We start from the raw sequence: 12,359 nt of genomic DNA on the forward strand, positions 1-12,359 counted from the left end.
GCCCACTAGTTCGCCGTCCAGCCCCCGTCGAGGGCGATCGAGGTGCCGGTGAGGAACGCGGCGGGCGGGGAGCAGAGGTACGCCACCAGTTCGGCCACCTCCTCCGGCTCGATCAGCCGCTTGATCGCCGCCCGGGCCAGCATGATCTTCTCGACCACCTCGTCCTCGCCGATGCCGTGGGTGGCCGCCTGGTCGGCGATCTGGCTCTCCACCAGCGCGGTGCGCACGTACGCCGGGTTGATGCAGTTGGCGGTGACGCCGTGCGCGGCGCCCTCCAGCGCGACCACCTTGGACAGGCCCTCCAGCGCGTGCTTGGCCGAGACGTACGCGGCCTTGAAGGGTGAGGCGCGCAGCCCGTGCACCGAGGAGATGTTCACGATCCGGCCCCAGCCGTTCGCGTACATCCGGGGCAGCGCGCGGCGGATCAGCAGGAACGGCGCCTCCACCATGACCCGCTGGATGTACTCGAAGCGCTCGACCGGGAAGTCCTGCACCGGCGCGACGTGCTGCAGCCCGGCGTTGTTGACCACGATGTCGGCGTCGACGCCGAGCCGGTCCACCGCCGCCGGGTCGGCCAGGTCGATCCCGACCGCCCGGCCGCCGGCCTCGGCGGCCACCGCCTCGGCCGCCGTCACGTCGCGGTCCAGCACCACGACCGTCGCGCCGGCCGCCGCCAGGCGCAGGGCACAGGCCCGTCCGATGCCGCCGCCACCACCTGTGACCAGCGCGGTGCGACCGGTCAGGTCGACGTGTACGACGTGGGGGACCGCCACGGGTTCTGCCGTCATGGCGCATGAACGTACGAGCCGGTTGCCCCCTGGCACATGGGGCGGCGACACATACTCCACCGCCCGCCTGTGTGGTGCGCCGGGTCACCGTCCGCACCCGGCGTGTCCGGCGGTCCCGGCGTCGGCGGGCACCAGTAGGGTGTGTCGAACACACGTACTGCTGGCGGCTCGGGGAGGAGGCGGCGTGCGCGTGCTGGGCGTCGACCCGGGGCTGACCCGGTGCGGGGTCGGCGTGGTCGAGGGCGTGCCGGGCCGTCCCTGCACGCTCGTGGCCTACTACGTGGTCTACACCGACCCGGAGGACGACCTCGCGCTGCGCCTGCTGCACCTGGACCGCTCGCTGACCGACCTGGTCACCGAGCACCGGCCGGACGCGGTCGCGGTGGAGCGCGTGTTCAGCCAGCACAACGTCCGCACCGTGATGGGCACCGCGCAGGCCAGCGGCGTCGCGGTGCTCGCCGGAGCCCGGGCCGGGCTGCCGGTGACGACGTACACGCCGAGCGAGGTCAAGGCCGCGGTGACCGGGTCGGGGCAGGCGGACAAGAAGCAGATGACCACCATGGTCACCCGGCTGCTGCGGCTGCCCGAGCCGCCGAAGCCGGCCGACGCCGCCGACGCGCTGGCGCTGGCCATCTGTCACGTGTGGCGCGGCGGCACCCGGTCCAAGCTGGCCGAGGCCGCGCAACGGGCCCGACGAGGAGGGACGCGATGATCGCGAGCGTACGCGGCACGGTGACCGCCACCGGCCCGGATCACGCGGTGGTGGAGGTGGGTGGCATCGGCCTGGCCGTGCAGTGCGCTCCCGGCACGATCGCCGACCTGCGCGTGGGCCAGCCCGCCCGGCTCGCCACCAGCCTTGTCGTCCGGGAGGACTCGCTCACCCTCTACGGCTTCGCCGACGACGACGCCAAGCAGCTGTTCGAGCTGCTCCAGACCGCCAGCGGGGTCGGTCCCCGGCTGGCCCAGGCGGTACTCGCCGTGCACACGCCGGACGCGGTCCGCAAGGCCATCGCCAACGCCGACACCGCGGCGCTGACCCGGGTGCCCGGCATCGGCAAGAAGGGCGCCGAGCGGCTGGTGCTGGAACTGCGCGACCGGGTCGGCCCGGTGCCGGTGGGCGCCGACGGCGCGGCCGGGGTGACCGCGGGCGCCTGGCCGGAGCAGGTCCGCCAGGCCCTCGTCGGCCTCGGCTGGACGACCGGCCAGGCCGAGCAGGCGGTGGCCGCGGTGGCGGAGACCGTCGACGGCGAGACCCCGCCGGTGCCGGTGCTGCTCAAGCAGGCGATCCGCCTCCTGGGCCGGACCCGATGACCGGAGAGAACCTGGTCTCGGCGTACGTGAACGACGCCGAGCGGGACGCCGAGGCCAGCGTCCGGCCGAAGCGGCTGGCCGAGTTCATCGCCCAGGACCGCGTCCGCGACCAGCTCGACCTGCTGTTGCAGGGCGCGATGCGGCGCGGCTCGCCGCCGGACCACATCCTGCTCTCCGGTCCGCCCGGCCTCGGCAAGACCAGCCTGGCCAACATCGTCGCCGCCGAGCTGGGCACCGGGATCCGGGTGACCAGCGGCCCGGCCATCGAGCGTTCCGGCGACCTGGCGGCGATCCTGACCGGCCTCGCCGAGGGCGACGTGCTGTTCATCGACGAGATCCACCGGATCGCCAAGCCGGCCGAGGAACTGCTCTACAGCGCCATGGAGGACTTCCGCGTCGACGTGGTCGTCGGCAAGGGCCCGGGTGCCACCGCCATTCCGCTCGACGTGGAGCCGTTCACGCTCGTCGGCGCCACCACCCGCTCCGGCCTGCTGACCGGCCCGATGCGCGACCGGTTCGGCTTCGTCGCGCACCTCGACTTCTACGCGCCGGCCGACCTGGAGACGCTGCTGCACCGGTCGGCCCGGATCCTCGGCGTGCCGATCACCGCCGACGGGGCGGCGGAGGTCGCCGGCCGGTCCCGGGGCACCCCGCGCATCGCCAACCGGCTGCTGCGCCGGGTCCGCGACTACGCGGAGGTCCGCGCCGACGGCGTGGTCACGCTGGAGACCGCACGGGCCGCGCTGACCGTCTACGACGTGGACGCGCTCGGCCTGGACCGGCTCGACCGGGCGGTGCTGACCGCGCTCGTCGACTCGTTCCGGGGCGGACCGGTAGGCCTGTCCACGCTCGCCGTGGCGGTGGGCGAACAGCCGGACACGGTCGAGGAGGTCTGCGAGCCGTTCCTGGTCCGGGCCGGGCTGCTGGCCCGGACGCCCCGCGGCCGGGTGGCGACCGAGGCCGCTTGGCGCCATCTGGGCCGTACGCCCCCGAATGGTACATTTGGTGCGGATGCCCCTCCGGGGCCCGATCTGTTCTCGGTGCAGACCGATCAGCCGTGATCCGTTCGTGATCTGTGCCGCATTCGGTCTTCTCAGGAGCAGGGACTAGACTTCGCCGCGGTTTGTACAGGACGTGAGAATCCGCTTCCGCTGCGGCGCCCTCCGGCGCCGGGGCGGACGCCAACCGGAAGGTCTACACCGTGCTTTACGCAGCAGCGAGTGGCGGGGGAGCCGGCAGTCTGACGCCGATCCTCATGATCGCTCTGCTCTTCGTCGTCATGTACTTCATGATGATCCGTCCGCAGCAGAAGCGCCGCCGCGAGGCCGAGCAGATGCAGGCCGCCCTCTCCCCGGGCGACGAGGTGGTCACCATCGGCGGCCTGCACGGCACGGTCACCGCGGTCGAGGACGAGACGGTCCTGCTCGAGGTCGCCCCGGGCGTGCAGACCCGGTACGCCCGCCCCGCCGTCGCGCGGGTGATCAAGCGCGCCGAGGCGCCGGCGGCCGAGACGATCACCGAGGAAGCCGAGCCGGTCAAGGAGTGACCACCCGTCCCGGACGGGGCAGCGGATTCATCCGTACAAGTGGATAGTTGGGGTCGGCGCGCGGCGTCGGCATCCGGCCGGGCCGTGCGGCGCCCCCGCGCCGCGCTCCAGTCGGCGTGCCGTCCTCCGGTGCCGACCCGCCGGAGCAGTCGGGCGGACACCCCCGGCCCGACAGTTGTCGCCGCCGTGGAAACGGCGCGACCGTACAGGGAGACAGGACAGCCGTGGCACCACCTCAGGGACAGATGCGGCCCGGACGGCAGCTCGCCGTGCTCGGGCTCATCTTCGTCGTCCTCTATCTATTGGTGTTCTTCTCGGGCGGCGCCAGCGGTGGCTGGAAGGACCGGCTGGAGCCACGGCTCGGCCTGGACCTCGTCGGCGGCACCCGGCTGACGCTCGAGGCCACCAACACGGTGGACGGCAAGCCCCCGACCGCCGACAACCTCGAGGAGGCCCGCCAGATCATCGAGAGCCGGGTCAACGCCTACGGCGTGGCCGAGGCCGAGGTGGTCACCGAGGGCAACCGCAACATCGTCATCTCCCTGCCCGGCCAGAACCGCGACCTGACCGACGTCGGTGAGGCCGCCGAGCTGCGCTTCCGCAAGGTGCTCAAGGCCACCGACGGCAGCGGTGCCGCCGCCGCGCCCGCGCCGGTCCCGAGCGCGACCCCGTCCGGTGCCGCCAGCCCGACGCCGTCGGGCAGCGCGTCGCCGAAGGCGAGCACGAGCCCCAAGGTGAGCGGATCGCCGAGCGCCGGTGGGCAGGGCGGCATGGCCCCGGCCTCTCCGTCGGCGACGCCGAGCGCCGCCGCGCCGAGCGCGAGCCCGAGCGCCGCCGCGCCGAGCCCGAGCGCCAGCGCCGAGCCGGTGCCGCAGAGCATCGAGCAGCAGCGCAAGGCCGTCGAGCAGAAGGTCGGCGCGGCCGCCTGGGCCGCCGCCTCGGGCCTGCAGGCCCCGGCGGACCTGACCACCGACCCGTCGCTGGCCGACAAGCTCAAGCCGTTCGGCACGCTCTCCCCGCAGGAGATCGCGGTCCTGCCGGTGGAGATGCAGTTCAACGTCCCGACCATCACCTGCGCCCAGCTCGACGCGCGGCCCGCCGCCTCGATCAAGGACGAGAAGCAGAAGGCGGTCGCCTGCGAGTCCGGCGCGAAATACCTGCTCGACGTGGCGAAGGTGCTCGGCACCGACGTCAAGAACGCCTCCGCCCAGCTCGACCAGACCAGCTCCTGGGTGGTCAGCCTGAACTTCACCGGCAGCGGCCAGGAGAAGTGGACCGCGCTGACCCGCGAGGCGTTCAACAACGAGGGCCAGGCCTGCGACCAGACCGCACTCGGCCAGGACGGCAAGTGCCGGGTCGCCGTGGTGCTGGACAACGAGATCGTCTCGTCCCCGGAGATCCAGGGCGTGCTGACCGGTGACTCGCAGATCACGGGAAGCTTCGACAACAAGGCCGCGAACGCGCTCGCCAGCCAGCTGCGCTACGGCGCGCTGCCGGTGACGTTCGAGCCGCAGGAGCAGCAGAACGTCACCGCGACGCTCGGTGACAGCCACCTCAAGGCTGGTCTGCTGGCCGCCGGCATCGGCATGCTGCTGGTCATCATCTACTCGTTCTTCTACTACCGGCTGCTCGGCTCGGTCATCTTCCTGAGCCTGGTGCTCTCCGCGCTGCTGGTGTTCGGCGCGCTGGTGGTGCTCGGCCGGTCGATCGGCTTCACGCTCACGCTCGCCGGCATCGCCGGCATGATCGTCTCGCTGGGCGTCGCGGCGGACTCGTTCGTCATCTACTTCGAACGATTGAAGGACGAGATCCGGGAGGGCCGCAGTCCACGCAGCGCGGTGCCGCGCGCCTGGATCCGCGCCCGCCGGACGATCATCTCGGCGAACGCCATCACGCTGATGTCGGCGGTGGTGCTCTACATCGTTTCCGTCGGCGCGGTGAAGGGCTTCGCCTTCGCGCTCGGCCTGGCGACAGTGCTCGACCTGGTCGTCGTGTTCCTGTTCCGCCACCCGATCATGACGATGTTCGCCCGGACCCGGGCGTTCCTGTCGCCGCGGGTCAGCGGTCTGGGCCGGGCGCTGCCGGCCCGGTCGGCCGAGCCGGGCACCGCCCGCAACCCGCGTGTGAAGGAGGCCTGAGATGGCTAAGAGCGGTCTGGCCGCCCGGCTCTACCGGGGCGAGGCGGATCTCAACATCGTCGGGCGGCGCAAGCTGTGGTTCGGCGTAGCCGGCGTGCTCGTGCTGATCGCCGTGCTGAGCTTCGCGATCAACGGCTTCAAACTGGGCATCGAGTTCGCGGGCGGCAACTCGTTCCAGGTGCCGGCGAGCGTCGGCACGCTGGACCGCGCCGAGCAGGTCGTCGACGAGGTGCTGGCCGACGAGGCGCCAGGCGTCGAGGTGGTCAGCGCGCAGAAGGTCGGCGGCACCAGCGGCGAGTTCTACGAGATGCGGACCGGCCAGCTCTCCGCGGAGCAGGCCAACGCGGCCAAGACCGCGATGGCGCAGGAGTTCGGCATCCAGGCCGACCAGATCAGCGGCAGCCAGGTCTCCGAGGCGTGGGGCAGCCAGGTCACCTCCCGCGCCTTCCTCGGCCTGCTGATCTTCATCGCGGTGGTGTCGATCTACCTGGTGCTGCGCTTCGAGTGGCGGATGGCGGTCGCGGCGATCGTCTCGCTGCTGACCAACCTGGCCCTGACCGCCGGCATCTACTCGCTCGTCGGCTTCGAGGTCACCCCGTCGACGATCATCGGCTTCCTCACGATCCTGGGCTTCGCGCTCTACGACGTGGTGGTGGTCTTCGACAAGGTGCAGGAGAACACACGCGGCATCACCGCGAACAACAACGTCACCTACGGCGAGGCGTCCAACCTGGCGCTCAACCAGAGCCTCATGCGGTCGCTGAACACCTCGGTGGTGGCGCTGCTGCCGGTCGGCGGTCTGCTCTTCATCGGCGCCGGCCTGCTCGGCGCGGGCACGCTGAAGGACCTCGGCCTGGTGCTGTTCGTCGGTATGGCGGTGGCGTTCCTGACCTCGATCCTGCTGGCCACGCCGCTGCTGGTGCTGCTGAAGAACATGGACCCGCGGATCAGCGCGCACAACAAGCGTGTGCTGTCCCGCCGGGCCGCGATCGCCAAGGGCGAGATCACGCCGAAGGGTCGGCCGGCGACCGCGCCGGCCGCCGACGCGCCGATCGACCCGGAGGCGGCCGCGCTGGCCGGCGCCGCACCCAAGGTGGGCGCCCGGCCCGCGGGCAAGCGCCCCAGCGGCGCCCGTGGCGGCCGTCCCGCCGGGGGCGGCGGCAACCGGCCCGGCGGCAAGCGCCGCTGACCGCGGGGCCGGACGGAATCGGTCCGACGGCGTCCGTCATGCTGTTGTCACGGCATGACGGACGCCGTCGTCGTTTCGAGAGGACATGGGACGAACCGTGACGGAGACCCACACCACAGGGGTACGGGGAGACAGCGGCCCGGAGGTCGCCCAGCTCGTCGCCAGCCGGCTGCTGGACGTGCCGGACTTCCCCAAGCCGGGTGTCGTGTTCAAGGACCTGATGCCCCTGTTCGCCGACGGTGAGGCGTTCCGGGCGGTGATCGACGGCATCATCGCGTACCACGGGCCGGACTCGTTCGACACCGTCGCCGGCATCGAGGCGCGCGGGTTCGTGCTGGCGGCAGCAGTCGCGTACGCCACCGGCGTGGGCGTGGTGCCGGTGCGCAAGGCCGGCAAGCTGCCCCGCGCCACGCACTCGGCGTCCTACGCCCTCGAATACGGCGAGGCGACGCTGGAGGTGCACCAGGACGCCTTCACCGCCGGCCACCGGGTGCTGGTGCTCGACGACGTGCTCGCCACCGGCGGCACCGCCGAGGCCACGCTCGACCTGGTGGAACGCGCCGGCGGGACGGTGGCCGGGTTCACCGTGCTGCTGGAACTGGGCTTCCTGGAGGGCCGTAAGCGGCTGGCCCAGCGTCCGGTCCATGCCCTGCTGACCGTTTGACCAGGCCGCGCCGGTCGGGCCGGTCGGCGCCGACCGTCCGGGGGAGCGGTGGCGTACCCTGCGTACGGGTAGCATTGCCCTTTGCCCGCCCCGGCCGAGCTGTCCGGAGCGGCGAAGGCGCCGGGGCCCGGCCCCGGTGACCGCGTGGAACAAGGCCGGCCTCCGGGCCGGTTGAACCAGACGTCGGCCGGACGGCCGGCGCATCCCGGCGAGCGGTGAGGAGGCCGGTGTCCCACGATGTCGTCCCTCCGGTGGAGGGCACGGTGCACCCGACAGGCGACGCGGACGGCTCGGTGACCGAGCGCAGCGGCAACCCGCCGGCCCGGGCGACCGGCGCCACCGGCGGCGCGTCCGACGCGACGGCCGACGGCGGGGCGGTCGTGGTGCCGTTCCCCACCGAGGGTTCCACCGAATCCACGCCCGGCAGCGGCTTCGCCCTCTCCAACGCGCCCACCGGCCGGCGGGTACGCGCCCGGCTGGCCCGGTTCAACGCGCCCTGGCAGACCTCGCAGGTCAGCGAGGTGCTGGAGCCGCTGATCGCGACGCACCGGGAGAACCACCCAAAGGCCGACGCGCGGCTGCTGCAGCGCGCGTTCGACACGGCCGCGCGGTGGCACTCGGGGCAGTACCGCAAGTCCGGCGACCCCTACATCACGCACCCGCTCGCCGTGGCGACCATCCTGGCGAACCTGGGCATGGACACCACCACGCTGGTCGCGGCGCTGCTGCACGACACCATCGAGGACACCGAATACACGCTCGATGCGATGCGCGCCGACTTCGGCGGTGAGGTCGCGCTGCTCGTCGACGGCGTCACCAAGCTCGACAAGGTCAAGCTCGGCGACGCGGCCAAGGCCGAGACCATCCGCAAGATGGTCGTGGCGATGGCGAAGGACCCCCGGGTCCTGGTGATCAAGCTGGCCGACCGGCTGCACAACATGCGGACCCTGACCTTCCTGCCCCGCCCGAAGCAGGAGCAGAAGGCCAAGGAGACGCTGGAGATCCTGGCCCCGCTGGCGCACCGCCTCGGTATGAACACGATCAAGTGGGAGCTGGAGGATCTGGCCTTCGGCACGCTGTTCCCGAAGCGGTTCGAGGAGATCAACCGGCTGATCGGGGAGCACCAGCCGCAGCGCGAGGCGCTGCTGCGTCAGGTGACGCAGAAGGTGTCCACCGACCTGAAGGCCGCCAAGATCAAGGCGGAGACGACCGGCCGGCCGAAGCACCTCTACTCGATCTACCAGAAGATGATCGTGCGGGGGCGCGACTTCAACGACATCTACGACCTGGTGGGTGTGCGGATCCTGGTCGACACGGTTCGGGACTGCTACGCGGCGCTGGGGGTCATCCACGCCAACTGGCAGCCGGTGCCGGGCCGGTTCAAGGACTACATCGCCATGCCCAAGTTCAACATGTACCAGTCGTTGCACACGACTGTCATCGGGCCCACCGGCAAGCCGGTGGAGATGCAGATCCGCACGTACGCGATGCACCGCACCGCCGAGTTCGGCATCGCCGCGCACTGGAAGTACAAGGAGCACAAGGGCACCCCGGTGGTGGGCCCGCCGGCGCACATCGACGAGATGACGTGGCTGCGGCAGCTGCTGGACTGGCAGCGCGAGGCGGCCGACCCGAGCGAGTTCCTGGACGCGCTGCGGTTCGACCTGTCCAGCCAGGAGGTGTACGTCTTCACCCCCAAGGGCGACGTCATCCCGCTGCCGACCGGGTCGACGCCTGTCGACTTCGCGTACGCGGTGCACACCGAGGTCGGGCACAAGTGCATCGGCGCACGGGTGAACGGCAAGCTGGTGCCGCTGGAATCGACGCTGTCGAACGGCGACGTGATCGAGATCTTCACGTCGAAGTCCGACACGGCCGGGCCGACGCAGGACTGGCTCGGCTTCGTCAAGAGCCCGCGGGCGCGTACGAAGATCCGCCAGTACTTCAACAAGGAGCGGCGCGAGGAGGCGATCGAGGCCGGCAAGGACGCGATCGTCAAGGCGATGCGCAAGCAGGGCATGCCGTTGCAGCGGATGCTCACCTCGGACGCGCTGATGGCGATCGCCCGGGACCTGCACCTCGCCGACGTGGCCTCGCTGTACGCGGCGGTCGGCGACAGCCAGGTCTCCGCGCAGTCGGTCGTACAGAAGCTGATGGCCTCCTACGGCGGCGAGGAGGGCGCGGCGGAGGACATCGCCGAGACCGCCGTCGCCACCCGGCCGCCGCGCAGCCGGCAGAGCAGCGCCGACCCGGGTGTGGTGGTCCGCGGCGTCAGCGACGTCTGGATCAAGCTGGCCCGCTGCTGCACGCCCGTACCGCCGGACTCGGTGTTCGGGTTCGTCACCCGCTCCGGCGGGGTGAGCGTGCACCGGGACGACTGCGCCAACGCCGAGGACCTGCGCGCCCAGCCCGAGCGGGTGGTCGAGGTGAGCTGGAAGCTCACCTCCGCCTCCACGTTCCTGGTCGCCATCCAGGTCGAGGCGCTGGACCGGCACAAGCTGCTCGCCGACGTGACGAGGGTGCTGTCCGAGGAGCGGGTGAACATCCTCTCCGCGACCGTCACCACCACCCGCGACCGGGTGGCGGTCAGCCGGTTCAGCTTCGAGATGGCCGACCCGAAGCACCTCGGGCACCTGCTGGCCGCGGTCCGCAAGGTCGACGGCGTGTTCGACGCGTACCGGGTCACCTCGGGGGCCTGAGCCACCACGCACGCGAAAGCGCCCGCCGGCTGCGATCAGCCGGCGGGCGCTTCGTCGTCGTACGGGTGCGGTCAGCCGCCCTCGACCGGGCTCATCGTCACCTTGGTCATGGTGATCTCCTTCTTCGGGTGACCACCGCCGGCCTGCTTGGCGAACGCGCCGTCGTCACCGGCCGCGGCGACCTGCTTCACCACGTCCATGCCGCCGGTGATGGTGCCCAGCACGGTGTAGTTCGGGTCGAGCGGCGAGTCGCCGTACACGATGAAGAACTGGCTGCCGGTGCTGCCCGGCTGGCCGGAGTTGGCCATCGCGATGACACCCTCTGGGTACGGCGGGCGCTTGTCGGTGGGGAGGTTCTCCTCGGCCAGGTTGTACGACGGGCCGCCGGTGCCGTCGGTGTCCCGCCAGCCCTTGCCGGTGGCGCTCGGGTCGCCGCACTGGAGCACCTTGATGCCCTCGGTGACGAGCCGGTGGCACTTGGTGTTGTCGAAGAAGCCCTTGCTCGCCAGGTGCGTGAAGCTGCCGGCGGTGCAGGGCACCTTGGTGCGGTCGATCTTGGCGGTGATCGGGCCCAGGTTGGTGTCGATGGTCATCGTCTGGGTGCCCTTGCCCGGCTGCTGGGCCGGCGGCAGGCCGACGTCCTTGATCTGCGCCGGACGGCCCTCCTTTGGCACCTCCGTGTACGCGCACTGGACGGCCCCGGCGGCGGCGGTGGTGCCCTGCTCGTCGTCGTCGTCGCCGAGCGCGGCGACGAGCCAGACCGTGCCTGCTACGACGAGCACCAGCACCGCCGCGGCCCCGACGATCGCCTGGGTCTGCCGGCGCTTACGGGCCCGGCCGGCCCGTTCCGCCATCTCCCGCTCGAGCTTGGCCCGCGCCGCCGCGCGCTGGCGGTCTCTGGTGGACGTCACGGTCACTCCTCACCTGCTGCGTATGGGTTCGGCACGCGCGCCGCCGGGTCAGCCGACGGCCCGCCGCCTGCTCGCCTGTGTTCTCAGCCCGCGCTGGCGCTGGGCGACGGCGCGGGACTGCCGGCCGGCGCCGCACCGGGCTCGCCGACGGTGACGCTCTGGACCAGCACCTGCGTCTTCGGCTTGACCTTGGCGCCGTTGCCATTGTCCACCGTCGGCATGGCGCCGATCTTCTCCACCACGTCGAGCCCGCCGGTGACCTTGCCGACCACCGAGTAGGCCGGCTTGGCCGGGCTGGCGTCCTTGAAGAAGATCAGGAACTGGCTGCCGTTGCTGCCGGGCGGGTTGCCGATCATGGCGACCGTGCCCTTCGGGTACGTCGCCGGCTGCCCGGGCGCCGGCGAGGCCGACGGGCTGGGCTCCGCCGCGGCCGGAACGTTCTCGTCGTAGAACGAGTAGGTCGGGCCGCCGAGGCCGGTGCCGGTCGGGTCACCGCAGCGCAGCGCGCCCTCGGCGGTGATCTCGTGGCAGGTGGTGTTGTCGAAGAACGACCGGCCGGCCAGGTAGCTCAGGCTCGCCGCGCCGCACGGCGCGTCGGTCTGGTCCAGTTCGACGGTGATCGGCCCACCCTGGTTGGTGGTGATCGTCATCGGGCGGGTGCCGGAGGTGGGCAGGCCGGTGGTGGGCGGCTCGCCGACGTCCTTGAGGTTGGTGTTGACGGCGCCGTCCTGCGCGGTCCAGAGGCAGACGTCGTCGGCGGTCTTCTTCTCCGGCTCGGAGTCGAACGCGCCGAGCGCCCAGGCGGAGCCGGCCACGATCAGTACGAGCACCACCGCGGCGCCCACGCCGGCCCGGATCTGCCGGCGCCGCTTCGCGGCCGCCGCCCGCCGGGCGAGCTGCCGGTCGAGCTTGGCGCGCGCCAGTTTGCGCTGCCGGTCCCTGCTGGAAGCCACGCGCGCTCCCCTTCCTCTGCCTGATCGCCGCCGGCGCCGGGCGCCGTCCGCCGTTCCGATCGGGGTGCGCCACGCCACACGCCCGCCAGAGTGTACGGGTAGCGACTGTGAATGTGGTGTACGAGGTCCCGCCGTCTCAGACCGGCCGGGGCGGACGGGC

Annotated in this window: 11 protein-coding genes; 8 read left to right on the forward strand and 3 right to left on the reverse strand. The window is 71.9% G+C overall.

Annotated elements, in window-relative coordinates; genetic code table 11:
* Nucleotides 1-5 precede the first annotated feature (5 nt).
* Nucleotides 6-788 carry a 3-hydroxybutyrate dehydrogenase gene (locus O7546_RS09290; RefSeq protein ID WP_194802905.1) on the reverse strand — a complete coding sequence of 261 codons (783 nt, stop codon included), beginning with the start codon at nucleotides 786-788 and terminating at the stop codon, nucleotides 6-8.
* 184 nt (nucleotides 789-972) lie between these two features.
* Between O7546_RS09290 and ruvC the strand changes: the two genes are divergently transcribed.
* The 8 genes from ruvC (at nucleotide 973) to O7546_RS09330 (ending at nucleotide 10,335) form a co-directional block, all read left to right on the forward strand.
* A complete protein-coding gene (gene ruvC, locus O7546_RS09295) occupies nucleotides 973-1,500 on the forward strand; it encodes a crossover junction endodeoxyribonuclease RuvC (protein ID WP_194802904.1) in 528 nt (175 codons plus the stop codon).
* A complete protein-coding gene (gene ruvA / locus O7546_RS09300) occupies nucleotides 1,497-2,099 on the forward strand; it encodes a Holliday junction branch migration protein RuvA (RefSeq protein WP_194802903.1) in 603 nt (200 codons plus the stop codon). Before ruvC ends, ruvA begins: the two co-directional genes overlap by 4 nt.
* Entirely contained in the window at nucleotides 2,096-3,160 is a 1,065-nt protein-coding gene (gene ruvB / locus O7546_RS09305; RefSeq protein ID WP_194802902.1) for a Holliday junction branch migration DNA helicase RuvB, read from the forward strand. The genes ruvA and ruvB overlap by 4 nt, the downstream gene beginning before the upstream one ends.
* A gap of 140 nt (nucleotides 3,161-3,300) precedes the next feature.
* A complete protein-coding gene (gene yajC, locus O7546_RS09310) occupies nucleotides 3,301-3,645 on the forward strand; it encodes a preprotein translocase subunit YajC (RefSeq protein WP_135239395.1) in 345 nt (114 codons plus the stop codon).
* Nucleotides 3,646-3,869: 224 nt separating this feature from the next.
* Complete coding sequence (gene secD / locus O7546_RS09315; RefSeq protein ID WP_194802901.1) at nucleotides 3,870-5,783, forward strand: protein translocase subunit SecD; 1,914 nt, start codon at nucleotides 3,870-3,872, stop codon at nucleotides 5,781-5,783.
* Nucleotide 5,784: 1 nt separating this feature from the next.
* Nucleotides 5,785-6,972 carry a protein translocase subunit SecF gene (gene secF, locus O7546_RS09320; RefSeq protein ID WP_269696557.1) on the forward strand — a complete coding sequence of 396 codons (1,188 nt, stop codon included), beginning with the start codon at nucleotides 5,785-5,787 and terminating at the stop codon, nucleotides 6,970-6,972.
* A gap of 97 nt (nucleotides 6,973-7,069) precedes the next feature.
* A complete protein-coding gene (locus O7546_RS09325; protein ID WP_135239397.1) occupies nucleotides 7,070-7,636 on the forward strand; it encodes an adenine phosphoribosyltransferase in 567 nt (188 codons plus the stop codon).
* A 251-nt stretch (nucleotides 7,637-7,887) separates the two neighbouring features.
* Entirely contained in the window at nucleotides 7,888-10,335 is a 2,448-nt protein-coding gene (locus tag O7546_RS09330; RefSeq protein WP_194802940.1) for a bifunctional (p)ppGpp synthetase/guanosine-3',5'-bis(diphosphate) 3'-pyrophosphohydrolase, read from the forward strand.
* 71 nt (nucleotides 10,336-10,406) lie between these two features.
* Here the strand turns inward: O7546_RS09330 and O7546_RS09335 are convergent, their stop codons facing one another.
* Nucleotides 10,407-11,246 (reverse strand): peptidylprolyl isomerase, encoded by an 840-nt coding sequence (locus O7546_RS09335; RefSeq protein ID WP_194802898.1) that lies wholly within the window; start codon nucleotides 11,244-11,246, stop codon nucleotides 10,407-10,409.
* 83 nt (nucleotides 11,247-11,329) lie between these two features.
* Nucleotides 11,330-12,199 (reverse strand): peptidylprolyl isomerase, encoded by an 870-nt coding sequence (locus O7546_RS09340; protein ID WP_194802897.1) that lies wholly within the window; start codon nucleotides 12,197-12,199, stop codon nucleotides 11,330-11,332.
* Nucleotides 12,200-12,359: the final 160 nt, after the last annotated feature.

Origin of the sequence: Micromonospora sp. WMMA1976, from assembly GCF_027497335.1 — a bacterium.
In the GTDB taxonomy this organism is placed as follows: Bacteria; Actinomycetota; Actinomycetes; order Mycobacteriales; family Micromonosporaceae; genus Micromonospora; species Micromonospora aurantiaca.

Coding starts and splice junctions, on each gene's coding strand:
- O7546_RS09290 (WP_194802905.1), bottom strand. CDS start 788: ATGACGGCAGAACCCGTGGCGGTCCCCCACGTCGTACACGTCGACCTG.
- ruvA (WP_194802903.1), top strand. CDS start 1,497: ATGATCGCGAGCGTACGCGGCACGGTGACCGCCACCGGCCCGGATCAC.
- ruvB (WP_194802902.1), top strand. CDS start 2,096: ATGACCGGAGAGAACCTGGTCTCGGCGTACGTGAACGACGCCGAGCGG.
- secF (WP_269696557.1), top strand. CDS start 5,785: ATGGCTAAGAGCGGTCTGGCCGCCCGGCTCTACCGGGGCGAGGCGGAT.